Origin of the sequence: Dyella sp. SG562 (assembly GCF_011759495.1) — a bacterium.
GTDB lineage: Bacteria > Pseudomonadota > Gammaproteobacteria > Xanthomonadales > Rhodanobacteraceae > Dyella_D > Dyella_D marensis.
The window spans coordinates 242194-268939 of the sequence record NZ_JAAOYS010000003.1 but is presented as its reverse complement, the minus strand read 5'-3'; the positions used below and the strand labels follow the sequence as shown (position 1 = coordinate 268939).

The 26746-nt window shown below is 68.8% G+C and carries 23 protein-coding genes; 9 read left to right on the top strand and 14 right to left on the bottom strand.

Annotated features, from left to right (window positions below):
- The first annotated feature begins 13 nt into the window (after positions 1-13).
- From FHW84_RS08190 to FHW84_RS08175, 4 genes are all read left to right on the top strand, one after another.
- The gene (locus FHW84_RS08190) at positions 14-1099 is read left to right on the top strand and encodes an aromatic ring-hydroxylating dioxygenase subunit alpha (protein ID WP_167254268.1); all 1086 of its coding nucleotides are present in this window, start codon (positions 14-16) and stop codon (positions 1097-1099) included.
- Positions 1096-2400 (top strand): amino acid permease, encoded by a 1305-nt coding sequence (locus FHW84_RS08185; protein WP_167254266.1) that lies wholly within the window; start codon positions 1096-1098, stop codon positions 2398-2400. Before FHW84_RS08190 ends, FHW84_RS08185 begins: the two co-directional genes overlap by 4 nt.
- A 301-nt stretch (positions 2401-2701) precedes the next feature.
- Positions 2702-4102 carry a glycosyltransferase gene (locus FHW84_RS08180; protein WP_167254264.1) on the top strand — a complete coding sequence of 467 codons (1401 nt, stop codon included), beginning with the start codon at positions 2702-2704 and terminating at the stop codon, positions 4100-4102.
- Complete coding sequence (locus FHW84_RS08175; RefSeq protein ID WP_167254262.1) at positions 4099-5514, top strand: tetratricopeptide repeat protein; 1416 nt, start codon at positions 4099-4101, stop codon at positions 5512-5514. The genes FHW84_RS08180 and FHW84_RS08175 overlap by 4 nt, the downstream gene beginning before the upstream one ends.
- Here FHW84_RS08175 and FHW84_RS08170 read toward each other — a convergent pair.
- A complete protein-coding gene (locus FHW84_RS08170) occupies positions 5511-5954 on the bottom strand; it encodes a hypothetical protein (protein ID WP_243867994.1) in 444 nt (147 codons plus the stop codon). The two genes, FHW84_RS08175 and FHW84_RS08170, sit on opposite strands and share 4 nt — an antisense overlap.
- 74 nt (positions 5955-6028) lie before the next feature.
- Between FHW84_RS08170 and trxC the strand changes: the two genes are divergently transcribed.
- On the top strand, positions 6029-6466 hold the full coding sequence (gene trxC, locus FHW84_RS08165; RefSeq protein ID WP_167254258.1) for a thioredoxin TrxC: 438 nt from the start codon (positions 6029-6031) through the stop codon (positions 6464-6466).
- Between the two features lie 68 nt (positions 6467-6534).
- On the opposite strand, the gene FHW84_RS08160 is transcribed toward trxC, so the two are convergent.
- The 4 genes from FHW84_RS08160 to FHW84_RS08145 form a co-directional block, all read right to left on the bottom strand.
- Positions 6535-7830: a phosphatidylinositol-specific phospholipase C domain-containing protein gene (locus tag FHW84_RS08160; RefSeq protein ID WP_167254257.1), complete on the bottom strand. Its 1296-nt coding sequence runs from the start codon at positions 7828-7830 to the stop codon at positions 6535-6537.
- A 294-nt stretch (positions 7831-8124) separates the two neighbouring features.
- Positions 8125-8484 carry an antibiotic biosynthesis monooxygenase gene (locus FHW84_RS23370; protein ID WP_167254255.1) on the bottom strand — a complete coding sequence of 120 codons (360 nt, stop codon included), beginning with the start codon at positions 8482-8484 and terminating at the stop codon, positions 8125-8127.
- Positions 8481-9455 carry an alpha/beta fold hydrolase gene (locus tag FHW84_RS08150; RefSeq protein ID WP_167254253.1) on the bottom strand — a complete coding sequence of 325 codons (975 nt, stop codon included), beginning with the start codon at positions 9453-9455 and terminating at the stop codon, positions 8481-8483. The genes FHW84_RS23370 and FHW84_RS08150 overlap by 4 nt, the downstream gene beginning before the upstream one ends.
- A gap of 118 nt (positions 9456-9573) precedes the next feature.
- Positions 9574-11130: a YdiU family protein gene (locus tag FHW84_RS08145; protein ID WP_167254251.1), complete on the bottom strand. Its 1557-nt coding sequence runs from the start codon at positions 11128-11130 to the stop codon at positions 9574-9576.
- A 225-nt stretch (positions 11131-11355) separates the two neighbouring features.
- Between FHW84_RS08145 and FHW84_RS08140 the strand changes: the two genes are divergently transcribed.
- The gene (locus FHW84_RS08140) at positions 11356-11553 is read left to right on the top strand and encodes a hypothetical protein (protein ID WP_167254249.1); all 198 of its coding nucleotides are present in this window, start codon (positions 11356-11358) and stop codon (positions 11551-11553) included.
- A 3-nt stretch (positions 11554-11556) separates the two neighbouring features.
- On the opposite strand, the gene FHW84_RS08135 is transcribed toward FHW84_RS08140, so the two are convergent.
- The 4 genes from FHW84_RS08135 to FHW84_RS08120 all read right to left on the bottom strand — a co-directional run bounded on the left by FHW84_RS08135 (position 11557) and on the right by FHW84_RS08120 (position 14773).
- The gene (locus tag FHW84_RS08135; RefSeq protein ID WP_167254247.1) at positions 11557-12258 is read right to left on the bottom strand and encodes a 16S rRNA pseudouridine(516) synthase; all 702 of its coding nucleotides are present in this window, start codon (positions 12256-12258) and stop codon (positions 11557-11559) included.
- A complete protein-coding gene (locus FHW84_RS08130; protein WP_243868035.1) occupies positions 12255-13307 on the bottom strand; it encodes a methyltransferase in 1053 nt (350 codons plus the stop codon). Before FHW84_RS08130 ends, FHW84_RS08135 begins: the two co-directional genes overlap by 4 nt.
- An 84-nt stretch (positions 13308-13391) precedes the next feature.
- Positions 13392-14357, bottom strand: a complete 966-nt coding sequence (locus tag FHW84_RS08125) for a C4-dicarboxylate ABC transporter (RefSeq protein WP_167254243.1) — start codon at positions 14355-14357, stop codon at positions 13392-13394.
- A 74-nt stretch (positions 14358-14431) separates the two neighbouring features.
- The gene (locus FHW84_RS08120; protein WP_167254241.1) at positions 14432-14773 is read right to left on the bottom strand and encodes a carboxymuconolactone decarboxylase family protein; all 342 of its coding nucleotides are present in this window, start codon (positions 14771-14773) and stop codon (positions 14432-14434) included.
- A gap of 117 nt (positions 14774-14890) precedes the next feature.
- On the opposite strand from FHW84_RS08120, the gene FHW84_RS08115 reads away from it, so the two are divergent.
- Positions 14891-15817: an AraC family transcriptional regulator gene (locus FHW84_RS08115; RefSeq protein ID WP_167254239.1), complete on the top strand. Its 927-nt coding sequence runs from the start codon at positions 14891-14893 to the stop codon at positions 15815-15817.
- Between the two features lie 211 nt (positions 15818-16028).
- On the opposite strand, the gene nfi is transcribed toward FHW84_RS08115, so the two are convergent.
- Complete coding sequence (gene nfi / locus FHW84_RS08110; protein WP_208399700.1) at positions 16029-16688, bottom strand: deoxyribonuclease V; 660 nt, start codon at positions 16686-16688, stop codon at positions 16029-16031.
- A 112-nt stretch (positions 16689-16800) separates the two neighbouring features.
- On the opposite strand from nfi, the gene FHW84_RS08105 reads away from it, so the two are divergent.
- Positions 16801-19251, top strand: coding sequence for a DUF3772 domain-containing protein (locus tag FHW84_RS08105; protein WP_167254237.1), 2451 nt, complete (start codon positions 16801-16803; stop codon positions 19249-19251).
- Positions 19252-19255: 4 nt separating this feature from the next.
- On the opposite strand, the gene FHW84_RS08100 is transcribed toward FHW84_RS08105, so the two are convergent.
- Entirely contained in the window at positions 19256-20131 is an 876-nt protein-coding gene (locus FHW84_RS08100) for a GyrI-like domain-containing protein (protein ID WP_167254235.1), read from the bottom strand.
- Positions 20132-20351: 220 nt separating this feature from the next.
- On the opposite strand from FHW84_RS08100, the gene FHW84_RS08095 reads away from it, so the two are divergent.
- Positions 20352-22271, top strand: a complete 1920-nt coding sequence (locus FHW84_RS08095) for a CocE/NonD family hydrolase (RefSeq protein ID WP_167254233.1) — start codon at positions 20352-20354, stop codon at positions 22269-22271.
- Positions 22272-22566: 295 nt separating this feature from the next.
- Here the strand turns inward: FHW84_RS08095 and FHW84_RS08090 are convergent, their stop codons facing one another.
- The 3 genes from FHW84_RS08090 to FHW84_RS08080 form a co-directional block, all read right to left on the bottom strand.
- Positions 22567-23085: a DUF3761 domain-containing protein gene (locus FHW84_RS08090; protein WP_167254231.1), complete on the bottom strand. Its 519-nt coding sequence runs from the start codon at positions 23083-23085 to the stop codon at positions 22567-22569.
- A gap of 325 nt (positions 23086-23410) precedes the next feature.
- On the bottom strand, positions 23411-25030 hold the full coding sequence (locus FHW84_RS08085) for an alpha/beta hydrolase-fold protein (RefSeq protein WP_167254229.1): 1620 nt from the start codon (positions 25028-25030) through the stop codon (positions 23411-23413).
- A 63-nt stretch (positions 25031-25093) separates the two neighbouring features.
- Positions 25094-26734, bottom strand: a complete 1641-nt coding sequence (locus tag FHW84_RS08080; RefSeq protein WP_167254227.1) for a serine hydrolase — start codon at positions 26732-26734, stop codon at positions 25094-25096.
- Between the last annotated feature and the right edge of the window lie 12 nt (positions 26735-26746).

Below are 26746 nucleotides of genomic sequence, written 5' to 3'. Positions count from 1 at the left end.
GACGGAATCCGCCATGACCGAACTGCTTTCGCCCGACGTGCTCGCGCCGCAGGCGCTGGACCATGCACTGGCGCTGTCCGCCCGGTTCTATACCCATCCCGCCGCGCCGGCGCTGGATGCGCGCGCGGTGTTCGCGCCGAGCTGGCAGCTGGTCGGCCATCGCTCGCAGCTGGCGGAAACCGGCGACCACCTGGTGACCCAGATCGCCGGCCTGCCGCTGCTGGTGGTGCGCAGCGACGACGGCAGCATCCGCGCCTTCCACAACGTCTGCCGCCATCGCGCCGGCCCGATCGCCAGCTGCGACGGCAAGGGCGCCAAGGCGCTGCGCTGCCGCTACCACGGCTGGACCTACGGCCTGGACGGCGTGCTGCGCGGCGCGCCGGAAATGGGCCGCACGCCGGATTTCGACCCCGCGCAGATCCGCCTGCCGGAAGTGCGCGTGCAGCTGTGGCAGGGGCTGGTATTCGTGGCGGTGGGCGAGGCGCCGCCGTTCGAGCAGTTCGTGGCGGGCATCGACCAGCGGCTGGGGCCGGACCGTTCGCTGGCGGACTTCGAATTCCATCACCGCGTCGGCTACGACGTGGCCTGCAACTGGAAGGTGTACGTGGACAACTACCTGGAGGGTTACCACGTGCCGCACATCCATCCGGGCCTCAACAGCCTGCTGGATTACCGCAGCTACATCACCGAGACGGCGCAGTGGTATTCGTACCAGTACAGCCCGCTGGAAAGCGCGTCCGATCTCTATGGCAGCGGCGAGGCGCTGTATTACTTCCTGTATCCCAACGCCATGCTCAATATCCTGCCCGGCCGCCTGCAGACCAACCGCGTGCTGCCGCTGGGCGTGGACCGCTGCCGCGTAGAATTCGACTTCTACTACGCGCCGGAGCCGGGCGACGCCGCACAGGCGCGCCGCGCCGCCGACATCGCCTTCAGCGACGAGGTGCAGGTGGAAGACGTGACCATCTGCGAGGACGTGCAGCGCGGGCTGGCTTCCGGCTCGTACGAAGCCGGCCGGCTGAATCCGCTGCGCGAGAACGCCGTGCACCACTTCCACGAACTGCTGCGCCGCGCGTACCGCGAAAGCGCGCAGGCATGAAGGCGCCGGCCCGGCTGCTGGGCCCGTGGATGCTCACCGCCCTGGTGGTGGGCAACATGATCGGTTCGGGCGTGTTCGTGCTGCCGGCGGCGCTGGCGCCGTTCGGCGCGGCCAGCCTGCTCGGCTGGGCCTTCACCATGGGCGGCGCCCTGCTGCTGGCGCTGGTGCACGCATGGCTGTCGCAGATGGTCGCCAACCACGGCGGCGCCTATGCCTACGCGCGGCTGGCCTTCGGCGACAGCGCCGGCTTCGTCGCGGCGTGGAGCTACTGGACCTGCGTGTGGACGGCCAACGCGGCGATCGCGGTGGCCTTCGCCGGCAGCCTGGGCGCGATCTGGCCCGCCGCCAATGCCACGCCCTGGCGCGGCACCGCGGCGGCGCTGGGCGTGCTGTGGCTGTGCACCGCGATCAATGCGGCCGGCGTGCGCGAGGCGGGCCGCATGCAGCTGGTGACCACCGCGCTGAAAGTGATTCCGCTGCTGGTGTTCGGGGTCTGCGGCCTGGCCCTGGTGCACGGCGCGGCGTACCGCCCCTTCAACCCCAGCGGGCAGGCGCTCACGTCGGTGACCACCGCCACCGCCGCGCTCACCCTGTGGGCTTTTCTCGGCCTGGAAGCGGCCACCGTGCCCACCGGCGTGGTGCGCGATCCGCAGCGCACGGTGCCGCGCGCCACCGTGGCCGGCATGCTGATCGCCGGCGTCGCCACCATGCTCGCCTGCACCGCGGTGATCGGCCTGCTGCCGCATGGCGCGGCGCAGGCTTCGGCCGCACCGATGGCCGCCGCGGCCGCGCAGACCTGGGGCCCGGCCGCTGGCTGGGCGATGGGACTGGTGGCGACGGTCTCGTGTCTTGGCGCGCTCAACGGCTGGGTGCTGCTGCAGGGCCAGACGCCGTACGCCGCCGCGCAGGACGGCCTGTTCCCCGCGCCGTTCGCGCGCACCGACGCACGCGGCACGCCGTGGTTCGGCCTGCTGCTCAGCAGCGTGCTGGCCAGCGTGCTGATCGCCGCCAACGGCAGCAAGTCGCTGGTGGCGCTGTTCACGCTGTCGATCCTGCTGTCGACCGCGGCCACCTTGCTGCCCTACGTGCTGAGCGTGCTGGCCTGGTGGCGCATCGACCGCGGCGCCAGCGTGGCGCGCCGCACCGCGGCCGCATTGGCGCTGGCCTACAGCCTGTGGGCGCTGATCGGCACCGGCGCGGAGGCCTTGCTGTGGGGCGGCGTGCTGTTGCTGCTGGGCTTGCCGGTGTTCCTGTGGCAACGCTATCGGCCGGCGGCGCGGCGGGTGTCGCCGGAGCGCTGAGGCCTATCTCTTTAGGCCGAGTCAGGCCCTGACGTTTTGTGACCTGGCGCAAACAATTTTCGCATCCCGTTCAGGATTCCGCGTCAGGGGTTCAAAGTTAATCATTTGTTTTACTTAAATATTTTCGCCACGCCACGCGTGGCATAGCTTTTGCCGCCTATCCAGCGAAACACCGGGATCGACACCCGCCGACAGCACGCAGCGGGACCGCCTTTATCGAACAGCGACACGTTCCACTCCGGCGCCATGCCGGCAGGGGCCGGGATGCCTTTGCCCGCGGGAGCCACCCAGGGGAAAGCCTATGAGCACGCAAGCACAAGACTGGTCCAGCTATCCGCGGCCGCTGCCGCCGCTGGAATCCGCGCCGGCCAGGCCCGCCGACGGCGAACGGCACCGCCGCTACTACCTTTCGGTGCGCCTGAAGTTCGCGCTCACCGTCGCGCTGGCGCTGGCCTGGTCGATCGTGTCGTACCTGCTGGCGCGCCGCTGGCTGCACGACCTGGCCGCGGTCGAAGGGAACGTGCTGGCCATGATCATGATCTTCGGCATCGCCATCCTGCCGGGCTTCATGAACGCCTTCCTGGTGTTCGGCCTGCTGATGGACCGCCGCCCGGTGCGCCGCTACGTGTCCGACGCCGAACTGCCCGGCATCACCGTACTGGTCGCTGCGTACAACGAAGAGGACTCCATCCTCTCCACCATCGCCAGCATCGAGCGCCAGTACTACGGCGGCACGCTGGAAGTGATCGTGATCAACGACGGCTCCACCGACGGCACCATGGACCGGCTGCGCAGCGTCAGCCATCCCTGGCTGCACGTGATCGACCTGAAGTGCAACGGCGGCAAGGCCAACGCGCTCAACGTCGGCCTGCGCCATGCGACGCAGCCGCTGACCATCACGCTGGACGCGGATTCCTATCTGTACAGGCACGCGCTGCGCCGGCTGGTCGAGCGCTATCTCAGCGATCCGCCGAACACCGCCGCGGTGGCGGGCGCCGTGCTGGTGCGCAATTCGCGGCAGAACCTGATCACGCGCATGCAGGAGTGGGATTACTTCCACGGCATCGCCGCGGTGAAGCGCCTGCAGAGCCTGTTCCAGGGCACCCTGGTGGCGCAGGGCGCGTTCTCGCTGTACCGCACCGACATCCTGCGCCAGGCCGGCGGCTGGCCCGAGGACGTGGGCGAGGACATCGTGCTGACCTGGGCGATCCTGCGCATGGGCCACCGCGTGGGCTATTGCGAGGACGCGGTGGCGTTCACCAATGCGCCGGCCACCTTCCGCCAGTTCATCCGCCAGCGCCAGCGCTGGTCGCGCGGCCTGATCGAAGCATTCAAGGAACATGGCGCGCTGCTGTTCCAGCGCCGCATGAGCACGCTCTTCATCTGGTGGAACCTGCTGTTTCCGTACATGGACCTGGTCTACACCCTGGTCTTCATTCCGGGACTGGTGCTGGCCTGCTTCGGCATCTACTGGCTGGCCGGCCCGATGACCCTGCTGGTGCTGCCGATGGCCGGCCTGGTCAATTACCTGATGTTCTTCATCCAGTCGCGCATGTTCCGCGCGCAGGGCCTGAAGGTGCGCCACAACCCGCTGGGGCTGCTGGTGTACACGCTGTTCTACGGCATCGTGCTGCAGCCGGGCTGCGTGCTGGGCTATGCGTCCGAACTGCTCAAGCTGCGCAAGCGCTGGGGGACCAAATGAACACGCCACGCCTGCTGTTCGCCTTGTCGCTCGCGCCCGTCGCGGCGCTGCACGCGCAGGCCGCCGCGCCCGCGGCGGAACTGCGCGCCGGCCGCGCGGCGATCGCCGCCAACCAGCCCGCGCAGGCGCGCGACCATTTCGCCGCCGCGCTTGCCGGCCAAGGCTCGCCCGATGAGCGCTACGCCGCCGCCATGGGCCTGGGCCAGTCCACCTTGTGGCTGGGCGACTACGCCGCCGCCGACCGCGCCTTCCGCATCGCCCGCGACGCGGCGCCGGACGACGCCGCGCGCCAGGCCGCCTCCACCGGCCTGGCGCAGGCACTGAATGCACGCGACTACCCGCGCGAGGCACGCGCCCTGGTGGCGCCGTATGCGATGAGCCAGACCCGCCCCACGGTGGAACTGCTGCGCGCCGAACAGGCGCTGGGCTGGCTCGACCGCGGCCAGCCGTATCTCGATGCCGCGCCCGCGCCGGATGCCGCCGGCTACGTCGGCACGCAATACCGCCTGCTCAAGGACGACGTCGCCTTCAACCGCGCCGCGCAGCTGGAAGGCGGCTTCGGCTACAGCCACGACAGCGACGGCCTGGATACCTGGCGCCTCGGCGCGGCCTATCGTTTCGCGCCCTCGTCCAGCGAGGACTTCAGCCAGCGCTGGGGCGTCGCCGCCGGCACCACGCACCTGGACCACGACGGCCGCTCGCGCCGCATGGACGACCTCTCGCTGACCGCGCAGCTGCGCGTGGGCGAGGACAACACCATCAACCTGCACGCGGGCCCGGGCCGCGCCAACGGCTGGCATTACCTGCAGGGCAACGCCGACTGGACGCTGCAGCCCAGCGACGTCTTCAGCTTCAGCGCCGGTGCCGAGCGCGCGCCGGTGCCGACCGACACCGCCATCGACCACCACCTGCTCTACAACCTGTTCAGCGCCGGCGTCAGCGTGCGCCCCGCGCCGCGGCTGTACGTGCTGCCCACTTATTACCGGCAGAACTTCAACGACGGCAATCATCGCGACGGCGGCGTGCTGCGCGTGCTGCTCAGCCCCTACGACCTTCCCGGCACCCGCGCGGCGATCGGCGCCGAGTTCTCCGGCCGCATCTTCCACAGCAGCGAACCGAGCCACGGCGTGTATTTCAATCCGCGCAATTACCGCTCGGGGCAGTTCGGCCTGGTCGGCGTGTACAGCATCAATCCGGAATGGAAGCTGCGCGCGGTGGTGTCGGGCGGGCGGCAGGTGATCGACGGCAACAGCGCCGGCATCTACACCGTCGGCCTCTCGCTGCAAGGGCGCCTGCCCGGCAACGGCCGCCTCGACCTGCAGCTGGGGCGCAGCTCCGCCGCCTCGGCCAGCAATGGCGGCTCCGGCTACTGGAACAACAGCATCAACCTGGTGGTGCGCTACCCGCTTTAAGCCGTAGCTGTCTTGACCCAGGGCCACCAGGAGGCGCCGCCGTCGCGCGCATAGCGGTCGGCGGCGCGCTCGAACGGATTGCGCACGCTGACGCCGCCGCACAGCAGGTACAGCGGCAGGAACAGCGGCCCCAGCAGCATGTACTGGTAGACGTGGGCGCGTTCGTGCGCGGCCAGCGACACCGGCGCTTCCGCGCCGCGGCCGGCGCGATGGGCGTAGGTGAGACAGGGCGTATCCAGTTCGTCGCCGGTGTACAGGATGACGTTGCCCAGGGTCAGCGCACCGCGTCCGCGCCATGGCACGCGGACGAAGGTGAGCGCCAGTTCGGCGCCGCGCCAGCGCAGCCTGGCGCCAGCCATCAGGCAGCATAGTCCGGCCAGCAGGCCCAGCGCAGTGTTGGGCGACGTCCACAGCACGCCGGCCAGGCGCAGGACCCGCATGCCGATACTGCCGGTGCTTGCTTTCGTTGCAGCCATCGCTATCTTCGCGTCGAATCCGACCGCCGGAGTCTGCCATGTCCGCCACCACCGATGTCCCCTGCCCCCACTGCGGCTCGCTCAATCGCGTGCCGACGGAGCGGCTGGCCGACAAGCCGTCCTGCGGCCATTGCAAGCAGAAGCTGTTCGAAGGCCGGGCGATGGAGCTGGATGCCGCGCGCTTCGACAAGGTGGCTTTGCGCGGCGACCTGCCGGTACTGGTGGATTTCTGGGCGACCTGGTGCGCGCCATGCCGCAGCTTCGCGCCGGTGTTCGCCGAGGCCGCGCAACAGTGGGAACCGAAAGTGCGCTTCGCCAAGGTGGATGTCGATGCCCAGCAGGATCTCGCGCAGCGCTATAGGGTGCAGAGCATTCCCACTTTGCTGGTGTTTCGCAGCGGCAACGAGACCGCACGGCAGATCGGTGCAACGACGGCAACGCAGCTGCGGCGGTTTATCGAGGCCAGCTTGCGCTGAGCTGGAGCGGGCCGGATTCGAATAGCAAACCCGGCCCGGCCACCATTCAGTGCCCACGTTTTATAGGCTCACTTGACGGCAAAGATCTGGTCGCCCCCTCCAATCCCGCACGGGCGCACCGTGAGGCGCGAAGGAAATCCTTCGACGGTCAGGCACATGGATTGCAGGAACAGCGATCGGCGCTGACTCTCGATGCGGCCATCCTCGCGCGTCACCCACTGCTGGTTGGTATCCCCATGGCATTCGTAAAGGATCACGGACTCATGATCCGTTACGATGCCCGAACGGATGTCCATGCATAGCCGGCTCGATGTTCCGCCTACTGCCATGCTGAGGTCATCGATCCTGATGTCCTGCGCGGAATCCTGACGGCAAGGCATCAGCTGCAAGGTGCCGCCCGGCCTCAGCGTCCCTTCCGCGTCGATGCACCGTCCCGTCGATACCTGCTCGATCCGATTCAGGCGTGTATTGGGATTAGCCCGAACAAGCGCTCCGATCAGATCCGGGCCAGGAAAGTCCGCTGCCACGATGCCTAGCCCACTCCATGACTTGCCTTTCAAATAATTGACGGTCAACCCATTGGTGCCCAGAAATTCGATCGTGCACCAGGTGCCAAGGCAGGCAGTTCGCGGAAAGTCCGGCCATGAATCCGCCCAGGCTCCAATCGTAGTGCGTCCCGTGACCAGCTGGGGGGCATGGGTTTCCGGTGAAGATTTGCCGCTGGCTATGAAGTAGGGGAAGGCTCCTCCGGAAGCACTCAGATAATGGAGGTAGATGCTGCCGCTGCGATCTTCGGCGGACTTTCCGAGATGACTCTTCACCTTCTCCCATTTGTCATAAAGGTCCCAGTTCGTCGAAACCGAATAAGCATCTTGAATACTCAGCCCGCTGTAGTTGCGGCCATAGCTGAAATCGGAGCGCGAATAATCGGCGAGGATCAGAATCTTTCCGCGCAAAGCTCCCAGCGTTGGGTTGTTCTCGCCAGGACTGGCGAACCAATGCCGGTTCGGATCGTAGTAGGACTTGAAAGTCCGCTCGAAGGAGCGCGTGTTTCCAGCAGGATCGTGCTCCTGCTTCAGGCGGGCGACAATAGTTTCGGAAGGATGCCGGCGCAGGAAATCGATCATCTCACCCAGCACGTCGCCGAACATCGCCCCCTGGTAGACGGGGCCGTGATGCATCGCGAAAACATCATTGATATGGCGCACCCTGAGATCCAGGAAACGTATACCCCCGTTCAACTGCCGGGTAATAGTCAACGATTGCGTGAGAACGATATCGCCGCCATTCTTGAAAGCCGCCGAATCGTGCGTACCTGGAATGCTCATCTCGGACAGACGCGTGGTGTCCGCCAGCTGCTTCATCCAATCCGCGCGCTGCGGCAACTCCCCGCCATCATGGTAATAAGCCTGCGCGCGAACTCCGCCCGCGAAAGCGCACGAAAAAATGATTGCGACGCAATGTACCCAGGAAACATATCGCCATTTCATAGGTGATGACCTCATTTAAGGATTGGCCCGACCCAGCACAACCGTCTGGGTCAGGCTCACCTTAGATAGGCCTCAGTACCAACAAATACGAATCGACGCCTCTTCCAGAAAAACGCGACAGATGGATACTCAGGCCTCAACAATTGAGCCCCCTAATGCCCGCGCCGGCTATAGCCGCGTCACCGCCTCGTGATACCGCCGGCTGTCCTCCGGCACTTCCCCACGATTATCCAAGCCGTAGTCGCGCAGCACGCCGGCCACGCGCAGGCGGTAGTCGCGCAAAACTCCGTGCCGGCCTTCGGCCTGGGCGGTGCGATGCGCTTCCTGCCGCCGCCACGCCGCCACGGCTTCTTCATCGCGCCAGAACGACAACGAAAGCAGCTTGCCCGGTTCGGCCAGGCTCTCGAAGCGTTCGATCGACACGAAGCCGTCGATCCCGTCCAGCAAGGGCCGCAACTCGGCGGCGATATCCAGATACGTTTCGCGGCAGCCTTCCGCCGGCCACACTTCGAAGATCACCGCGATCACGGCTTCGCCTCTTCCGCCGCATCGATAAACGCGGCGACGCTGCGGTAGAGCGAACGGCGATAGCGCTCCAGGTGCAGCACATGCGTGCCGTGGTCGATACGCAGGCGCCAGACCAGCGGGCTGGCGCTGAAGCGGCGCAGGAAGTCCGCCGCCTGGGCGTCGTTCACCACCGTGTCGTAGTCGCCGTACACCACGAACACCGGCGCAGTAATACTGGCCGCGTCATAGGGATAGCGGCCGCCCTGCGCCTCGGCGATATCGGCGCCCGGCCCCGAAGGAATCCGCAGCGCATCCGGCGCGTCGCCGCGCAGCTTCGGCACCGAGGCATCGAATGCCGCGGCCCAGCGCTGCGTCACCGCCGGCTCGATCAGGCGCAGGTCTTTCGGCAGCACCTGCTCGAACAGCAGCTGCCGGTAGCGCTGCTGCGCGGTGATGCTCCACCACGCGGTGGTGTCCGGCTTGTCGGCGGCACCGGTCGGCACCACCGGTCCGAACAAGGTGAGCGAAGCCAGCGTGCCGGGATGTTCGGCGGCGTATTCGGCGGCGGGAATGGTGCCCCAGGAATGCGCGATCAGATGGACGTCCAGATGGCGCTTGCCGCGCAGCTCCTGCATCGCAAGCGCGATCTGCCGCGCGGCTTCGGGCGCGCGCGTCACCGGCGTCGCCGCATTGGCGGCACCGGCCATCGCCGGCGGGCGCGAGGATGCGCCGAAGCCGAGAAAATCCAGCCCGCAGGAAACAAAGCCGCGGCGTGCCATGAAGGCCATCCACGAATCGCCCGGTGCGAATTCGAAACCGGCCGCGAGCATGGTGGGAAAGCTGGCGCCGTGCACGAACAAGGCGGCGTGGCGGGCCGGACCTTCCGGCTCGATGCAATGCAGCGCCACGTGCTGGCCATCGCCCGCAGGCAGGTCGTACGTGCGGATGGCGGGGAGCGCGGCGGACAGGCCGATGGCGAGCAGCAGGGACATGCGACGGGCCTCGTGGGGAACTGCCCGTCAGCTTGATCGCTTTCGCGCGCCGTCGTTTCGCCGGCCGGCGAAGCGACGCGGCACGCCGCCATGGCAGGTCAGTTCCTGACCCGGAAGGTCAGGAACTGCATGACAACATGGAACAGCCCGCCTTCTCCCGCGCCCAGTCCGGCCGCTTCTGCGCGAAACGTTCGCGGCCCGGCTGCTCGTCGTAGGGATGGCGCATCACGTCCAGCAGTTCGTGGATGCCGGCGTAGTCGCCCTGCTCCGCGCGGTCGATCGCTTCCTGCGCCAGGTAGTTGCGCAGCACGTAGCGCGGATTGACGCCGTGCATCAGCGCGCGGCGCGCCTCGCGCGTCTGCGGGTCCTCCACCAGCCGCGCGGTGTACTGCGCCAGCCAGGCCTGGAAGCCGGCATCGGTGCGCCACAGGCCGGCCTCGCCGTAGAAGGCGTGGCGCAGCGGGTCCAGCGACGGCAGGTAGGGATCCACCTCGGACAGCGCGCGGAAGAACAGCGTCATGTCCACCTCGCCTTCCGCCAGCAGCGCCTGCAGCGACTTCATCAGCTCGATGTCCTCGTCGCGGCATTCGGCCAGGCCCAGCTTGGCGGCGACGAAGCGGCGGTCCGCCGCGGCAAAGGCGTCGGCATAGCGGTCCAGTCCGGCCTGCAGGGGTTCCACGCCGCCGAACAGCGGCGCCAAGGCGCCAGCGAGGCGGCTCAGGTTCCACCAGGCGATGCCCGGCTGCTGGCCGTAGCGGTAGCGGCGCCGGCCGGCGTCGGTGGTGTTGGGGGTCCAGTCGGGATCGAAGTTGTCGACCCAGCCGTAGGGGCCGTAGTCGATGGTGAGGCCGAGGATGGACATGTTGTCGGTGTTCATCACGCCATGCACGAAGCCCACGCGCATCCAGTGCGCCACCATCAGCGCGGTGCGCTCGCAGACCTGGCCGAACCATGCGGCGTAGAGCGCTTCGCCCTCGCCTTGCAGCTCGGGAAAATCGCGGCGGATGGTGAAATCCACCAGCTGGCGCAGCAGCGCCGTGTCGCCGCGCGAGGCCGGCAATTCGAAGTTGCCGAAGCGGATGAACGACGGCGCCACGCGGCACACGATGGCGCCGGGTTCCTCGCGCGGATGGCCGTCGTAGAACATGTCGCGCACCACCTGGTCGCCGGTGAGCACCAGGCTCAGCGCGCGCGTGGTCGGCACGCCCAGGTGATGCATGGCCTCGCTGCACAGGAATTCGCGGATCGACGAACGCAGCACCGCGCGGCCGTCGGCGCCGCGCGAATACGGCGTGGGTCCTGCGCCCTTCAACTGCAGCTCCTGCCGGTGGCCGTGCTCATCCACCAACTCGCCCAGCGAAATGGCGCGGCCGTCGCCGAGCTGTCCGGCCCACACGCCGAACTGGTGCCCGCCGTAGTTCGCCGCCCAGGGTTCCATGCCCGGCATCAGCGCATTGCCGGCGAACACGCGGGCGAACTCGGGACGGGCCAGATCCCGCTCAGCCAGGCCCAGCTGGGCGGCCATCTCGGCCGACCAGGCGATCAGCCGCGGCGCCGCGACCGGCGTCGGTTCCACCCGCGAATACGCCGCCGCGACCTGACGCACTGCAGCACCCTGCGCCGGGTCCGCGGGAAGTTCGCGCACGAAGGCATTGTCGAAACGGAGTTTTTGCATGGCGGGGAGCGGCCTGAACTTTCCATCCATATGCGGCACTGCAAGACGAACGCAAGGCCGGCCCGATGGCGCCGGTACGGACTTTGCAAGGAGCAAATCCGACCGGAGCGTTACCTTCGACCTAATGGATTTCACACTTCACACACATCCCTGTTTTTCTGTTTACTATGCGTTCACGGCCGCGCAGGGGCGGCCTAAGGGGGATTCCAGACTATGCAGATGCCAATGGCGGGTTTCGCGCTCGGACGCGGAATCCAGCGGATCGCAGGGATGATCGCCGCGAAAGCGGGCCAGGACGCCAAGAACAAGCACAAGGCCGAAGAATTCCACCTGGTTTCCTGGCAGCCCGGCGCGCGTTCGCGCCGCGAAGACGAACTGGCGCGGGCGCGCCAGCAAATGCTTTCCGTGCCGGCCGAGTCCTGAGGCTCAGCTAAAGATCGTCTCGACCTCGCCCGGCGCAAGCATGCGCCAGGCGCCGGGTTCCAAGCCTCCGCTCAGCACCAGGCCGCCCACCGAGGCGCGGTGCAGCGCCTCCACGTGATTGCCCACCGCGGCGAACATTCGCCGCACCTGGTGGTAGCGCCCTTCGGTAATGGACAGGCGCGCGCGGCGCGGCCCCAGTACTTCCAGCTGCGCCGGCTCCAGCGGTTCGCGCTCGGCCTCCAGCATCATCGTGCCGCTGGCGAACAGCGCGCCTTCGTCGCCGCGCAGATCGCTGGCCAGTTCCGCCTCGTACACCTTGGCCACCTGCGCGCGCGGCGAAATGATCCGGTGCAGCAGCGCGCCGTCGTCGGTGAACAGCAGCAGGCCCGAGGTGTCGCGGTCCAGCCGGCCCACGGTGGACAGCGCCGGATCGCGCATGCGGTAGCGCGGCGGCAGCAGGTCGAACACTACCCGGCCCTGGTCCTTGCGCGAGCAGGTATAGCCGACCGGCTTGTGCATGATCAGCACCAGGCCCGGCGGCGGATCCAGCGGTTCGCCGTCGACGTGGATCTGCTCGTGCGGCACCTTGTCGTCCGCATACAGCACCTCGCCCTGCGCATCGGTGATGCGGCCCTCGCGGAACATCCAGGCCACGTCCTTGCGGCTGCCATAGCCGAGATTGGCGATCAGCTTGACCAGCTTCATGCGCGCACGCCCCGTGCCTCGATCACTTTGAAACCCTCCTGTGCCACCACGGTGCGCACTTCGGCAAAACGGCCCGCAAGCGTGGCCTCGTAGGGAAGGTGCCGGTTGGCGACCATCCAGAAACTTCCATGGGGCAGCAGTGCCGACGCGGCGGCGGCGATAAACGCGCGGCCCAGTTCGGGCAGGTCTTCGCGTCCCTGCTGATGGAACGGCGGATTGCTGACGATGGCGTCGTAGCGGGCCGGCAGACCCGCCGCCACATCGTGCCAGTGCACTTCGGTGCGCACCGCCACGCCGCTTTGCTGCCGCGCGGCTTCCATGTTCATGCGCGCCGGCTCCAGCGCGCGCGCTTCGGCTTCGTAGAGATCGATCGCCTCCACCTGCGGACAGCGCGCCAGCACCTGCGCGGACAGATAGCCGTAGCCCGCGCCGAGATCCGCCACGCGCCCGCGCAGGCCGGCCGGCAGATGCGCGGCCAGCAGCGCGGATGCGACGTCGACGCGATCCCAGGCGAACAGGCCGGGGCGGCTCCAGTAGCCGGCCGCGTTCTGGCGCGGCTGGTCGAACGCGGCCCATGGTTCGAGCAGTGCGTGATTCACCCGCTCGCCGAGCGGCGCGCTCCAGAACACGCGGCATTTGTGCTTGGACAGCTGCGCGACCGGACCGGCCAGCTGCGCCAGGTCGGCCTCGCCGGAGCGCGCGCCGCCGGCATTGGCCATGCACGCCAGCACGATGCCGCCGGGCGCGGCATGCCGCACCGCGCGTGCGAACAGCGCGCGCGCTTCGTCGCGCTGCCGCGGCGGCAGCACCAGTACCAGCGGGAAATGTTCGTCCATCGCCGGGTCGCCCACGCGCAGGCCGCTGCGCTCCAGCTCCGCAGCGAACGGCTTGAAGCTCTGCGCGCAGATCCAGCCCGGCTGCGCCATCTCGCGCAGGCGGAAACCGTCGCGCGCATGCAGGAACAGCACGCGCCCGTCCGGCGGCAGGCGCAGCTGCCCCGTGGCGATGGGAACGAACAGGGCCTCCAGCGCCACGTGCGCGGAGGACAGAGCGGCAGCATTCACCGGCCGGCCTTTCGAAAGCGGAAACGGCGGCATTTTACGCGGCGCGGCGGTTTTCCGCGCCGACGGCGTTCAACGCGCGGCCGGCACCGGCACCATCGCGTCGCCCCGCGCCAGGCCCCGCAGGCTGCGCCAGGCCAGCGCGCCGATCGCCAGCGTGGCCAGCGCCAGCAGCGCCACGGCAACCGAACGGCCGAACCAGCCCGGCATCGCCAGCGCATAACGCTGCGCCGCCACCGCGCTGGCCGCCAGCGGAAAGCTCAGCGCCCACCAGTTCAGGCGGAACGGCTGCCCGCGCAGCATCGAGTACACGCGCGGCAGCAGCACGGCGAGCAGGAACAGGTCCAGATAGAACAGCGAGCGCGCGAGCGCATCCACTTCGCCGGCCATCGCCACATAGGCGGAAAATCCCACCGCGAACGGCGCCAGCAAGATCAGCAGCGTCGGCTGCGCCCCCGGTGCGCGCGAGACCAGCCGTCCGAACACCAGGGCGAACACCGGTATCGCCAGCACGAAACCCGCCGCCAGCGCGAACAGCATCCACTCGCGCAAGGCGGGCCAGCCGAGCGCGGGAAACGCCAGCGGCACGTCGAGCAGGCCGACCACCGGAATCAGCCAGGCCGCGCTCACCTGCCCTTCGTCCAGCGCGCCGGCTGTCCACTGCAGGAAATTCCTCCATGCGCACACCACCATGCCCGCCGCGCCGAGCAGCCACATCGCGCGCGCCGGCCAGCCCGGCGGCGCCAGCATCGGCAGCAGCAGGAGGCTGATCCAGAACGTGCCCAGGAACGGTGCGGTGGCGGGCTGGCGCAGTTCCGCCAGCCACGTCTTGCCATCGCTCCACACACGGCGCAGCTGCACGCCTGCCAGGAACAGGAACGTCAGCCACGCCAGCACGGCCAGGCCATCGCCGATCCAGCCCGGCGCGCCGTAACGCGCCGCCAGCCGCCACGCCGCGGACAAGCCCGCAAGGCCCATCACGCTGGCGAACAGACCCACCGGCCACGGCACCGCCGCGGTCGCCTGCTTTGCATCCATGTGTGCGTCTCTCTGGAAGTTGGTATGCCGTGCGAATTCCGGCCGCGGCGCGAGCGCGCGGCCGGATCTGCGCATCAAGCCTTTTCGTGCGCGCTGACCGCATCCAGCACGCGCGCCGAATACACCAGCGCCGCGCCCGCATTCAGCGCCACCGCCACGCCCAGCGCCTCGGCGATCTCTTCGTGGCTGGCGCCCTGCTTCAGGGCCGCGGCGGAATGCACGGTGATACAGCCGTCGCAGCGCGTGGTCACGGCCACCGCCAGCGCGATCAGTTCGCGCGTCTTGCCGTCGAGGTGGCCGGTCTTTTCGCCGGCGCTGCTGAGCGTCTGGTAGCCGGCCAGGGTGCCGGGGCTGAGCTTGCCGATTTCGCCGATACGGCCCAGCAGTTCGTTGCGGTATTGGACCCAGTCGAGCATGGCGGTTCTCCTCGGGATGACAGGGAGCGGGCGGCCTGCCCGCCGTGCTGCGCAGTGTTGCGCCGCCCGCCGCTGCGCTGAATACTCGCGCGACTCCATTGTTGGCGCGAACGTCTCATGGACGCCCTCAGCCGTCTGATCCAGCTCGCGCAACTGCAGGGCAACCTGGACGTGCGCTGCCAGTTCGCCGGCGGCTTCGCCGTCGACCATGCCGAGGCGCCGCGCGGCGAAGCGCTGTTCCACCTGGTGCTGGACGGCGGCTGCGCGATCGAGCCCGCCGGCGAGCCCTCGCTGGACATGCAGGCCGGCGACCTGGTGATCTTCCCGCACGGCGCCGCCCATCTGATCCGCGACCGCCGCGGGCAGCGCCGCACGGCGCCGGTGCGGGTGGAACACGACGGCCTGCTGCCGCTGCGCCGCAACGGCAACGGCGCGCCGGAACTGGACCTCTTGTGCGGCCGCTTCCGCTACGCCCCCGCCTCGGCCAGCCTGCTGCTGTCCACCCTGCCCGGCACGCTGAAGGTTTCCCTGCGCGACACGGCCGGGATGGAAGCCCTGCAGGCGCTGGTGGCGCTGATGCGGCACGAGGCCGGCCAGCGCCAGCCCGGCGCGCTGGCCGTGGTCACCGCGCTGACCCATGCCTTGTTCGCGCTGGCCTTGCGCGCGTATGCCACCGGCGACGTGCACGGCCTGCTGCCGCTGCTGGCCGACGCGCGCCTGGGCGGCGCGGTGCAGGCGATGCTGGCGGAACCTGCGCACCCGTGGACCTTGGAGGAGCTGGGCCGTGTCGCGGCGATGTCGCGCGCCAGCTTCGCGCGGCATTTCGGCGAACGTGCGGGGATGACGCCGGGGGAATGCCTGGCGCGCCTGCGCATGCAGATCGCCGGCGATCTGCTGCTGCGTACGCGGCGGCGCACCGGGGATATCGGGCAGGACGTGGGGTATCAGTCGGAGGCGGCGTTCGGGAAGGCGTTCCGGCATTACATGGGGACGACGCCGGCGAGGTTTCGGCGGGAGCACACGCGAGAGGAAGAACACATCTAGTGAATCCTTCGCCCCTCCGGGGAGCACGCGGGGAGGGCACAGGGATGTGCCCGGCTTTGAGGAGCGAGGAAGGTGGCGGCAGCCGGATGAGGGGCGGGTGCTCGAGACGGCGGATCGACGAAGCGTCGCTCGCTTCTGTGCTCTTGCTTCATCGCTCCGTAGGTCCCCCTCACCCCAGCCCTCTCCCCGCAGGGGAGAGGGGGCTAAGAGCTCAGCGGCGGGAAGCTAACTTGTCCGCCCACCGCGTCGGCTCCGGCAACCGGTACTTCGTGCAAGCCGCCAGCACCCGCCGCGCCGCACCCTCGATACTCACCCGATGCCCCGGCGACACGATCAGCGGCCGTACCCGCTCCTTGCTGCGCAACACCGTGCCGATCGTCCGCCCGCGATACATCAGCGGCACGCTGTCGCCGCGCCGCTCGCCGAGCGGCTCGTGCACGCCGACCAGGATCGTCTTCGCCACGCCGATCGTCGGCAGCCCGGTGATCACGCCCAGGTGCGCGGCAATGCCCAGCCCGCGCGGATGCGCGATGCCCTGCCCGTCGACGAACACCAGCCCGGGCTGCTCCGGCAAGCCCGCCAGCGCTTCCAGCACCGCAGGCAATTCGCGGAACGACAGCAGGCCGGGGATATACGGCATGCGCGTCGGCAGCCGCGTCACCGTATGCGCCAGCGGCTGCAGGCTGCGCGCATCGAGCAGCACCGCGGCGGCGCGGGTGATCGCGCCCTGTTCCTCGAAACCGACATCCACGCCGGCGATGCGCGCGGGTTCGGCGAAATCCTCCACCAGGCTGACGCGCCCGGCCAGCGCACTCTGCAAGGCGCGCGCCTTGGCCACGTCGCCATCCCATGCGGGCACTGCCCCGGCCATCGTCGTCATCCAGTCCATCGGGGAAGCCTGACGCCGGGGCGCTGAACACCCCGTCAAGAAAAAAGGCGCAGGCTTGATTGACCGTACACCCATGCCTCCGGATCATGCCGCCATGTCCATCCTGCTTCGCATCGCGCTGATCCTCATCCTCGCCATCGGCGGCGGCTCCCTGGCCCTGGCCCAGGACGCTCCCGATGCACCGTCCTCCGCCGCCGCCGCACCGGTCACCGTGGACCAGCTCAACGGCCAGCTCGAGCAGCTGCGCCAGACGCTGGCCGACACCGACAAGCTCGGCGACACCGCCCTGCAGGACCTGCGCTCGCGCGCGCAGGCACTGCAGCAGCAGGCCGATCAGCTGGTCGCCTCGCTGTCGCCGCAGTCCGATGCGCTGAAAGCCAAGCTCGACGTGCTCGGGCCCGCGCCGGAAAAAGGCCAGCCCGGCGAACCGCCGGAGGTGGCCAACCAGCGCAAGCAGCTGGGCAAGGACAAGGCCGATCTCGATGCGCAGATGAAGCAGGCCAAGACGGTGAGCCTGGAAAGCGCCCAGCTTGCCGGGCAGATCGTCGGGCTGCGCCGCCAGCTGTTCGAAGCGCGGCTCAGCCAGCGCACCTCCTCGCCGCTCAGCCTCGCGTTCTGGTCCTCGCTGTCGCGCAATGCGCCGGACGACCGCGCCGGCCTGGCGGAACTGGGCCGCGATACCTGGACGGCGATGAGCAAGGCCTGGCAGCCCGGCAACCGCACGCCGTTCTTTATCTGCACGCTGGCCGCCATCGCGCTGTTCGCGGTGGGCCGCCGCCTGCTGGAACAGGCGCTGCTGCGCCTGACCAGCGACCGCATGCCGGCCGGCCATCTGCGCCGCAGCGCGCTGGCGCTGTTCATCACCCTGGGCACCACGCTCACCTTCGGCTTCGCCGCCTATCTGCTGTACCTGGGGCTGGATTGGAACGGCACCCTGGGCGAGGAGATCGGCGGGCTGTTCGCATCGCTGGTGATGCTGGCCTGGATCGCCGCGTATATCGCCGGCCTGGGCCGCGCGCTGCTCAGCTCCGGCCGTCCGTCGTGGCGCATGCCGGCGCTGAGCGACGATCTCGCGCGCCGCCTGCGTCCGTTCCCGCCGCTGCTGGCCTGGTGCACCTTGCTGATCGGGCTGGCCGAGCGCATCACCGCGCAGGTTTCCGCATCCCTGTCGGCCACGGTGGCCGTCAACGGCTTGCTCTCGCTATTGGTAGCGGGGCTGATCGCGGCGGCGCTGCTGCGCATGGGCCGCGCGCGGCGCGCCCTGCTCGCCGCCGGCACCGCGCCCGGCAAGCGGCCGCTGTGGGTGGGCCTGCTGGTGGCGGTGGCGTTCGCCGGCGTGGTCACGCTGGCGCTGAGCCTGCTCACCGGCTATATCGCCCTCGCCTTCTTCGAGGCGCGGCAGATGCTGCGCGGCGGCGTGATCGTCGGCACCGTGTACCTGCTGATGCATCTGCTCAACGACGTGTTCGAGAGCCTGCTCTCGCCGGATTCGCGCACCGGTTCGCGCATGCACGAATCCTTCGGCGTATCGCCCGTGCGGATGGAGCAGGCCGCGGTGGTGCTGTCCGGGGTGACCCGCGCGCTCCTGCTGCTGCTGGCGATCTCCTCGCTGCTGTCGCCCTACAACGCCGGCCCCGAGGAACTGTTCGAACGCGGCAGCCAGCTGTTCGCCGGGCGCACCATCGGCACCTTGTCGATCGTGCCGGGCAATATCTTCAGCGCGCTCGGCGTGCTGATGGCCGGCGTGGCGGCGATCCGCCTGGTCAAGCGCTGGCTGTCGCAGCAGCTGCTGCCGAAGACCGCGCTGGACCCGGGCATGCAGATGTCCATCGTCACCCTGCTCGGCTACGTCTGCGGCGTGCTGGTGTTCGTGCTGGTGCTGGGCGCGCTGAAGGTGGACCTGCAGAGCATCACCTGGGTGGCCTCGGCGCTGTCGGTGGGCATCGGCTTCGGCCTGCAGGCGATCGTGCAGAACTTCATCTCGGGCCTGATCCTGCTGGCCGAGCGGCCGGTGAAGGTCGGCGACTGGGTCAGCCTGCCGGGCGCGGGCGTGGAAGGCGACATCAAGCGCATCAACGTGCGCGCCACCGAGATCCAGCAGGGCGACCGCTCCACCGTGATCGTGCCGAACTCGCAGCTGATCACCCAGAACGTGCGCAACGTGACCCAGGCCGGCGCGCTCGGCCGCGTGCAGATCCGCCTGCCGCTGCCGCTGAGCACCGACGCCGGCAAGGCGCGCAAGGTGCTGCTGGGCACGATGGGCGAACACCCCTCCACCTTGGAAACGCCCAAGCCCAGCGTGCAGCTGGACACCATCGACGGGCAGTCGCTGATCTTCGTGTGCACGGCCTATGTCGGCAGCCCGCGCGAAGTCGCCGCGGTGAAGAGCGACCTGCTGTTCGAGATGCTCGAGCGGCTGGCCAACGCGCAGCTGCCGATGTCGACGCCGCAGGACATGGTGCTGCGCCGTCCGCCATCGGAATCGCGTACCAGCGTCGACGCGCAGTTCGGCGCGCCGCCGCCGGCCACGCCGCCGGCCAGCTGACGCCCTATGCCACCGGCAGGTAGATGTCGGTGCGCAGCAACGCTTCCGGTGTCTGCTCGGGGTCGTCCAGGTAGTGATGGAAGAACGGCAGGTCGCGCAGCTCGCGGCCGCTGCCGGGCAGCCAGTGCGCGAGCAGCGCGTCGGTGGCGTCGTCGAGCAGGTCGAAGCTGCCGACGTGGCGATAGCGCGCCCACTGGCCGCCGCCGAGTTGTTCGGCGATCAGGCCCGCGCCCGGTTCCACCGGGCGATCGAACGCCACTGCGCAGTCGAAATCGACGCCTTCCGGCGGCGCGTCGCGATGATCGCCGTGCAGCACGCCGTAGACGCCGCTGACGTGCTCCACCAGGCCCTGCGTGGCCGCCCACTCGAACAGCCGCAGATAGACCTTGTCCAGGCCGTCGAACGGCCCGCGATGGCGCACCGCGATCACCCGGAACGGCTCCATCGAAACCACTTCCACGCGCAGCTCCGGCGCTTCGTGCGCAGGCGTCGGCGCGCGGCTGGATTGCTCGATCGCCTGCGCCACGCGCTCCGGCTGCACGCGCAGTTCGCTGGGCGAGGCGCCATAGGCCTGGCGGAACGCGCGCGCGAACGCCTGCGGCGTTTCATAGCCCACCGCCAGCGCGGCATCGGTCACCGGCTGCGCGGGATCGGCCAGCAGCTTCAGCGCGCGCAGAAGGCGCAGCCGCAGCACCGTGCCGCCGGGCGTTTCGCCGGTAAGCGCGCGGTAGATGCGGTGGAAATGGAAGGCCGACAGATGCGCCGCTTCGGCCAGCTGGCCCGGGTCGGGCAGTTCGGCGCCGCTGTCGACGGCGCGCTGCAGCAGCGCGACCGCGCGCTCGATGCCTTGCACGTAGCGGTGGCGGGTCTGGTCTTTCATGCTGGCTCTCCGTGAGGTGGCGCCGCCCAGGATCGGCGCACTACTCCGCCGCCGCGGTTCCGATCCTGCGCATACGGCACCAGTCCCGGAAGCGACGCAAGCCATAGGCAAGAAGTCATGGTGGGCACCATCCGGCGATGACCGTAAAGTCGGCGTTCATTCTCCCATCCCCTTCACGCCGCCCGCGATGGACCGCCTTGCGGCCCTGCCTGGAGGTTTCATGTCGATCAGCCGCCCGCTCCTTCTTGCCGCCGCGCTCGCCGCCGTCCTCGGCGCCGGCCTTGCCCAGGCGCAGACCGCGCCGCTCACGCCGGACATCCCGGCCAAGTTCGAATCGCCCACCACGGGCTTCGACTACGTCAAGCGCGAGGTGATGATCCCGATGCGCGACGGCGTGAAGCTGCACACCGTGATCGTGATCCCCAAGGGCGCCAGGCATGCGCCGATCCTGCTCACCCGCACGCCGTACAACGCCAGCGGCCGCGCCGCGCGGCTGGAGTCGTCGAGCATGCTGGCCGAGCTGCCGCAGGGCGACGAAGTGTTCGTGCGCGGCGGCTATATCCGCGTGTTCCAGGATGTGCGCGGCAAGTACGGCTCCGAAGGCGATTACGTGATGACGCGCCCGCTGCGCGGCCCGCTCAACTCCAGCGAAGTCGACCACTCCACCGACGCCTACGACACCATCGACTGGCTGGTGAAGAACCTGCCCGAATCCAACGGCAAGGTCGGCATGCTCGGTTCGTCGTACGAAGGCTTCACCGTGGTGATGGCGCTGATCAACCCGCATCCGGCGCTGAAGGTGGCCGCGCCGGAAAGCCCGATGGTCGACGGCTGGATGGGCGACGACTGGTTCCACTACGGCGCCTACCGCCAGACCAACTTCGACTATATCCGCGGCCAGACCGCGCAGAAGGGCAAGGGCTCGTCCGCGCCGCGCGACGGCTACGACGACTACAGCAATTTCCTCGAAGCCGGCTCCGCCGGCGACTACGCGCGCGCCAACGGCTTCGAGCAGCTGCCGTTCTGGAAGAAGCTGGACGAGCACCCCGCCTACGACGCGTTCTGGCAGGGCCAGGCGCTGGACAAGATCATGGCGCAGCAGCCGCTGAAGGTGCCGACCATGTGGCTGCAAGGCCTGTGGGACCAGGAAGACATGTGGGGCGCCATCCACAGCTACGAGGCGACCGAACCGAAGGACAAGGGCAACGACAAGAACTTCCTGGTGATGGGCCCGTGGCGCCATAGCCAGGTGAACTACGACGGCACCTCGCTGGGCCCGCTGAAGTGGGACGGCGACACCGCCCTGCAGTTCCGCCGCGACGTGCTCAAGCCGTTCTTCGACCAGTACCTGGTGGACGGCGCGCCGAAGGCGAACACGCCGCCGGTGCTGATCTACAACACCGGCGAGAACCGCTGGGACCGCTTCAAGACCTGGCCGCTCAGCTGCGACAGCGGCTGCGCCAGCAAGCCGAAGGCGCTGTACCTGGAAGCCGATGGCAAGCTCTCGTTCGAGGCGCCGGCCGGCAGTGCGTCGAAGTACGACGAATACGTCTCCGATCCGGCCAAGCCGGTGCCGTACCTGCCGCGCCCGGTGCACTTCGCCGACCACGATGCGTGGACGCGCTGGCTGGTCACCGACCAGCGTTTCGTCGACGGCCGTCCGGACGTGCTCACCTACGTCAGCGAACCGCTGACGGCGCCGCTGCACGTCGGCGGCGCGCCGCAGGTGAACCTGTATGCGTCGACCAGCGGCACCGACAGCGACTGGGCGGTGAAGCTGATCGACGTGTATCCGGACACGGTGGCCTCCGACCCCGACATGGGCGGCTACGAGCTGCCGATCTCGCTGGATATCTTCCGCGGCCGCTACCGCACCAGCTTCGAGCATCCGCAGGCGATCGCCGCGGACCAGCCGCTGCTGTACAGCTTCGGCCTGCCGACGGTGAACCACGTGTTCCAGCCCGGCCACCGCATCATGGTGCAGGTGCAGTCCACGCTGTTCCCGCTGTACGACCGCAATCCGCAGACCTTCGTGCCGAACATCTTCGACGCCAGGCCGGGCGATTACCGCAAGGCGACGCAGCGCGTGTGGCACGCGCCGGGGACGCTGAGCGCGATCAGCCTGCCGGTAGTGAAGTGACGCAGGTTGGGGTGAGCGCAGCGAACCCCAACGTCGCGCAACACAAAAAACGAAACGGCCTGCCCTGGTGCGTCATTCCGGCGCAGGCCGGGATCCAGTAACGACCACCTTGCACGCTGTCGTGCTTACGTCCCAATGCTGGCTTGGTGGCGCCGCGTCATCACCGGGCGGTGTCGCCACTGGATCCCGGCCTGCGCCGGGATGACGGCCTGGATAGCGCGCGGCATGTACCAAACAAAAAAGGGCTGGCGGAAACGCCAGCCCTTTCTGTTTTCAACGCCGCGACGCTACGCGGTTACGGCGTGCAAGCCTTGCCATGATCGCCGTGATAGCCCTTGGCCTTCGCATCGGCTTCGCTCATGTACGAGCCCTGCTTGGTCTTGCCGTACCACTTGTCGCTCGGACAGTGATAGACCTTGCTGCTCGCATTCACCCACACCATGCCCGGGCCACCGCCCGGCGCCGGCTGCGAGTTGGGCGACGGCGGCATCGGCATCGGCTTCTTCGGCGCGGCCGCGGCGGCGGGTGCCGACGGTGCGGCGGGAGCAGCCTGCGGCGTCGGCGCGGGTGCGGCGGGAGCCGCGGCAGCAGGCGCAGCCGCCGGTGCGGCAGCCGCAGCCGCGGCGGCCGCGGCGTACCACTCCTTCACGCCCTTGTGGCCGGAGCAGGCCCCCTTCTTGGTGGCGTGATCGGTGTAGCTGCCGTCCTTGCACTGGCCGGTGGAACCGGCCGGCGCCGACGCCTGCTGCGCGAACACGGCCGGACCGGCCAACAGGCAGGCCGCCATCACTGCGATCGAAACGAACGATTTCATCTGTACTCCCTCCAGCGCGATTGACCTTCCGTTGCTTCGCCGCGGGTGCCGCCCTTGCCCCCATGCCGCCGCGAAACACATGCGCCGACCGGCGCACGCGGCGCGACTATGCATCAAAAAAAACAACGCGCCATGCGTGGGGGCATGGCGCGTTCATCATTCATCGTGCTGTTTCGCAAGCTCTTGCGCAGGGCTTTCATCCGCCCGTCGCAAACCGGCTGGCGTAGGTTGGGGTGAGCCGGAGGCGAACCCCAACATGGCCCGATCCAGACGCATCGCATCGTTGGGGTTCGCCGAAGGCTCACCCCAACCTACGCCGCACACCTTATTTCGCGGGCGGCTTCAACGTCGAACCCGGACGCGCGATGCCGTACATCTCCCAGGTGATCTGCTTGAGCAAGGCCCAGCGGTCGTCGCCCTGCACGTACAGATCGAAATGCGTGCGGTCCGGAATGAAGCGCACCTCGGCCTTCGCATGCAGTCCGTCGAGCACGGCCTTCAGGCGATGTGCCGCGCCGTCCAGGTAGAACGTATCGGCGGTGCCCACGATCAGGTGGATCTTGCCGTCCAGGTCCGGCTTCAACGCCGGCCATTCCTTCTGCAGGCGGTGCGCGATGTCGTAATGCTCGATCCAGTACGCCGCCACCGCCGGATCGACCGCGCCGGTATCGCGATCGAACATCGGCTGCGGACGCCCGTCCGCGCCGCGCGGCGAGAACACCCAGTCGAACGAGGCGAGCTGGCCGCCATATTCGCCGAGCACGCGCTCCAGCTTGGCGTACTGCTCGAAGGTGGCGAGCACCTTGCCCTTGTCGCGGATCAGCGGGTTGGCCGAACCGTCCGGCTTGCGGAAGGCATTGGCATCGGACAGGTACAGGTCCACGCCGGTGAAATCGTGGAAGTCGCTGGGATCGGGCGACGTCGACCAGGTGCCGCCGAACACCTTCGGATAACGCGTCTGCAGCCACAGCGTGGCCCAGCCGCCGGAGGAATGCCCGTTGAGGAAGCGGCCCCGCGCCTTGCCGTCCATGCGGTACTGCTTTTCCAGCGACGGGATCAGCTCCTCGGTGAGCGCCTTGCCCCAGGGGCCGTTGTTCACCGAGTCGGCGAATTCGTGCGTGCCGGTGGGGCTGGACTCGTCCAGGAACACCCAGATCATCGGCGGCATCTCGCCCTTGGCGGTCGCCGCGTAGCTGTTGGCGATCGGGCCGTACAGGCGGTCGCCGCCGCCGCCGAAGCCGTGCGTGTAGTACACCACCGGATAGCGCTCGGCCTTCTTCGCCTCGTAGTCCGGCGGCAGCAGCACCCAGCCGCGCATATGGATGGGCCGGCCCCAGAACGCCGACAGCGCGGGGCTGACGAAATCGATCGGCTGCGCATGCTCGCGCGCGGCAGCCATCGCATCGCGCATGTCTTTCGAGGCGGACGGCGGCAAGGTCCACGCTTCGCGCGCCGGCAGCGTCCTGCTCAACTGCAGCACGGGCAGCGTCGCCGCCGGCAGATGCACCGGCGTCACCTCGCTGACCACGTCGCCCGCGCCGCGCCCGCTGTAGTTGTAGTTGTGGTTGGCATCGAGCACCGCCTGCACCAGGTAGTCGCCGGCCGGCAGCTTGGCCAGCGGGCCGGGAAAGGCGATGTCGTCGGCATCCAGGCTGACCGTGTCGCCGGGCGCCAGCCGCGCCACTTCGCGCGCGGCCACCAGGGTCTGGTCCGGATGCAGCGGATTGACGTCGACTTCCTCCACCTTGCCGTCCTTCGCCTCGGCCTTGGCCGCCGCGGCGCTGGTGACGAACAGCAGCAGGCGCCCGCCGACCGGCGCGGTCTGCGCGCCGCCGAGCTGCACCTGGACATAGTGATGCGCAACCGGCGCATCGTTGCGGGCCTGCGCGCTGCCGATGAGCGCAAGGCCCAGCAGCGCGGCGGCGACGGGACGGCGAAGCAGCATGGCGTTCTCCCTGAAAACCGGATGGGGAAGACGGCGGCGCAGCCCCTGCGCCGCCGCCGGGGTTCAATCGTCTTTGGCGTTCTTCACCGGCGCCAGGCGCAGGTCCTGGAAGTCGAAGCTGAAATCGGTGAGCGGCGAGATCGGCTCCATGCGCGCCTCGCGGATCGCGCCGTCGGCATCGAGGGTGAAGCTGACGAAGGCGTCGGCATTGAGCGAGCGGTCGTCCCAGCGCACCACGAAGGTGTCGTGCTGCCACGGCGTCATGGTGCCCACCAGCTGTGGCGTCTTGCTGAAGGTCAGGCGCAGCTTGCCGCCTTGCTGCGCGACCACGACGTCGCCGTACCAGCGGTCGCGATAGGTGCCGGCATACCTGGCGACGGCCAGCGAGGGCTTGCCGTTCCTGTCGCGCGCGGCCTCGTGCTTCTTCCAGCTGTCGTCGGCCTTGTCTTCGGACTTCTTCACCGCGGCGGCATACGCGGCGACCCAATCGGTCTTGTCGCGGCCCAGGTACGCATCGAGCACGCGATAGGTGACCGCGTTGAACGCGGCGCCGGATTCCTGGTTGGTCAGCACCACCACGCCGAGCTTCAGCTCCGGCACCAGGGTCAGGCGCGAGACCATGCCCGGCCAGCCGCCGGTGTGCCACACCAGGCGCTGCCCGCGGTAGTCGGTCAGGAACCAGCCCTCGCCGTAGCCGGCGAAGTTCGGCTTGACCGCGGCCAGTTCCGGCACCGGCGGTTCGCCGATGCGCATCGGCGTGAGCATCGACCACATCTGCTTCTGGCTTTCTTCCTTGAACAGGCGCTTGCCGTCCGGCAGCGCGCCGCCGGCCAGCTGCACGTTCATCCACTTGGCCAGGTCGTGCACGCTGGCATAGATGCCGCCGGCGCCGGGGTTGTTGACCCAGGCCATCGGCGGCACCGGCTTCAGGTCCTTGAAATCGAACTTGGCGTGGCCCATGGCCACGTCCATGCCGGGCTTCAGATAGGTCATGTCGACCAGCGACTCGTCCATGCCTACCGGCTTGAACAGGTTGTCGCGCACGAAGTCGGCGTAGCTCTGGCCGGAGGTTTCCTCGATCACCAGCGTGGCCACCGCGAACAGGATGTTGTCGTAGGCGTAGGCGCTGCGGAAGCTGGTGGCCAGCGGCACCTCGCGCAGGCGCTGCACCACTTCCCTGGTGCTGTATTTGGTGGGCGGCCAGTACAGCAGGTCGCCCGCGCCCAAGCCTAAGCCGCTGCGGTGGGCGAGCAGGTCGCGGATGCGCATCTCGCGCGTGACGTACGGGTCGGACATCTGGAACCACGGCAGATGGTCGATCACGCGGTCGTCCATCTTCAGCTTGCCGCGCTCGGCCAGGATCTGCAGCGAGGCGGCGGTAAAAGCCTTGGTGTTGGAGGCGATGGCGAACAGCGTGTGGGCATCCACCGCGCCGGACTTGCCGGCCTCTTTCTCGCCGAAGCCCTGCTCCAGCACCACCTTGCCGTCCTTGACGATAGCCACCGCGATGCCCGGCACCTCGAACTGCTTGCGCGCGCTGTCGACGTAGGCGGTGAAGTCCTGCAATTGCGCGGGCAGCGCCGCGCTGGCGGAGGCGGCCGGCGCGCTATCGGGCAGCGGCGGCTGCGCCCAGACCGGGGAAGCGGCAAAGGCCAGCAGCGCGGCGCAGCAGGCCAGGCGCGGGGACAGGACTCGTCGGGACATCGTCGGCTCCAG

What these genes read in the sequence shown, in the direction of transcription:
- FHW84_RS08190 (WP_167254268.1), top strand. Translation starts at nt 14, where the DNA reads ATGACCGAACTGCTTTCGCCCGACGTGCTCGCGCCGCAGGCGCTGGAC.
- FHW84_RS08180 (WP_167254264.1), top strand. Translation starts at nt 2,702, where the DNA reads ATGAGCACGCAAGCACAAGACTGGTCCAGCTATCCGCGGCCGCTGCCG.
- FHW84_RS08175 (WP_167254262.1), top strand. Translation starts at nt 4,099, where the DNA reads ATGAACACGCCACGCCTGCTGTTCGCCTTGTCGCTCGCGCCCGTCGCG.
- FHW84_RS08185 (WP_167254266.1), top strand. Translation starts at nt 1,096, where the DNA reads ATGAAGGCGCCGGCCCGGCTGCTGGGCCCGTGGATGCTCACCGCCCTG.
- FHW84_RS08090 (WP_167254231.1), bottom strand. Translation starts at nt 23,085, where the DNA reads ATGAAATCGTTCGTTTCGATCGCAGTGATGGCGGCCTGCCTGTTGGCC.
- FHW84_RS08125 (WP_167254243.1), bottom strand. Translation starts at nt 14,357, where the DNA reads ATGGATGCAAAGCAGGCGACCGCGGCGGTGCCGTGGCCGGTGGGTCTG.
- FHW84_RS08095 (WP_167254233.1), top strand. Translation starts at nt 20,352, where the DNA reads ATGTCGATCAGCCGCCCGCTCCTTCTTGCCGCCGCGCTCGCCGCCGTC.
- FHW84_RS08120 (WP_167254241.1), bottom strand. Translation starts at nt 14,773, where the DNA reads ATGCTCGACTGGGTCCAATACCGCAACGAACTGCTGGGCCGTATCGGC.
- FHW84_RS08105 (WP_167254237.1), top strand. Translation starts at nt 16,801, where the DNA reads ATGTCCATCCTGCTTCGCATCGCGCTGATCCTCATCCTCGCCATCGGC.
- FHW84_RS08140 (WP_167254249.1), top strand. Translation starts at nt 11,356, where the DNA reads ATGGCGGGTTTCGCGCTCGGACGCGGAATCCAGCGGATCGCAGGGATG.
- FHW84_RS08145 (WP_167254251.1), bottom strand. Translation starts at nt 11,130, where the DNA reads ATGCAAAAACTCCGTTTCGACAATGCCTTCGTGCGCGAACTTCCCGCG.
- FHW84_RS08170 (WP_243867994.1), bottom strand. Translation starts at nt 5,954, where the DNA reads ATGCGGGTCCTGCGCCTGGCCGGCGTGCTGTGGACGTCGCCCAACACT.
- trxC (WP_167254258.1), top strand. Translation starts at nt 6,029, where the DNA reads ATGTCCGCCACCACCGATGTCCCCTGCCCCCACTGCGGCTCGCTCAAT.
- FHW84_RS08080 (WP_167254227.1), bottom strand. Translation starts at nt 26,734, where the DNA reads ATGTCCCGACGAGTCCTGTCCCCGCGCCTGGCCTGCTGCGCCGCGCTG.
- FHW84_RS08150 (WP_167254253.1), bottom strand. Translation starts at nt 9,455, where the DNA reads ATGTCCCTGCTGCTCGCCATCGGCCTGTCCGCCGCGCTCCCCGCCATC.
- FHW84_RS08135 (WP_167254247.1), bottom strand. Translation starts at nt 12,258, where the DNA reads ATGAAGCTGGTCAAGCTGATCGCCAATCTCGGCTATGGCAGCCGCAAG.
- FHW84_RS08085 (WP_167254229.1), bottom strand. Translation starts at nt 25,030, where the DNA reads ATGCTGCTTCGCCGTCCCGTCGCCGCCGCGCTGCTGGGCCTTGCGCTC.
- FHW84_RS08115 (WP_167254239.1), top strand. Translation starts at nt 14,891, where the DNA reads ATGGACGCCCTCAGCCGTCTGATCCAGCTCGCGCAACTGCAGGGCAAC.
- nfi (WP_208399700.1), bottom strand. Translation starts at nt 16,688, where the DNA reads ATGGCCGGGGCAGTGCCCGCATGGGATGGCGACGTGGCCAAGGCGCGC.
- FHW84_RS08100 (WP_167254235.1), bottom strand. Translation starts at nt 20,131, where the DNA reads ATGAAAGACCAGACCCGCCACCGCTACGTGCAAGGCATCGAGCGCGCG.
- FHW84_RS08160 (WP_167254257.1), bottom strand. Translation starts at nt 7,830, where the DNA reads ATGAAGCAGCTGGCGGACACCACGCGTCTGTCCGAGATGAGCATTCCA.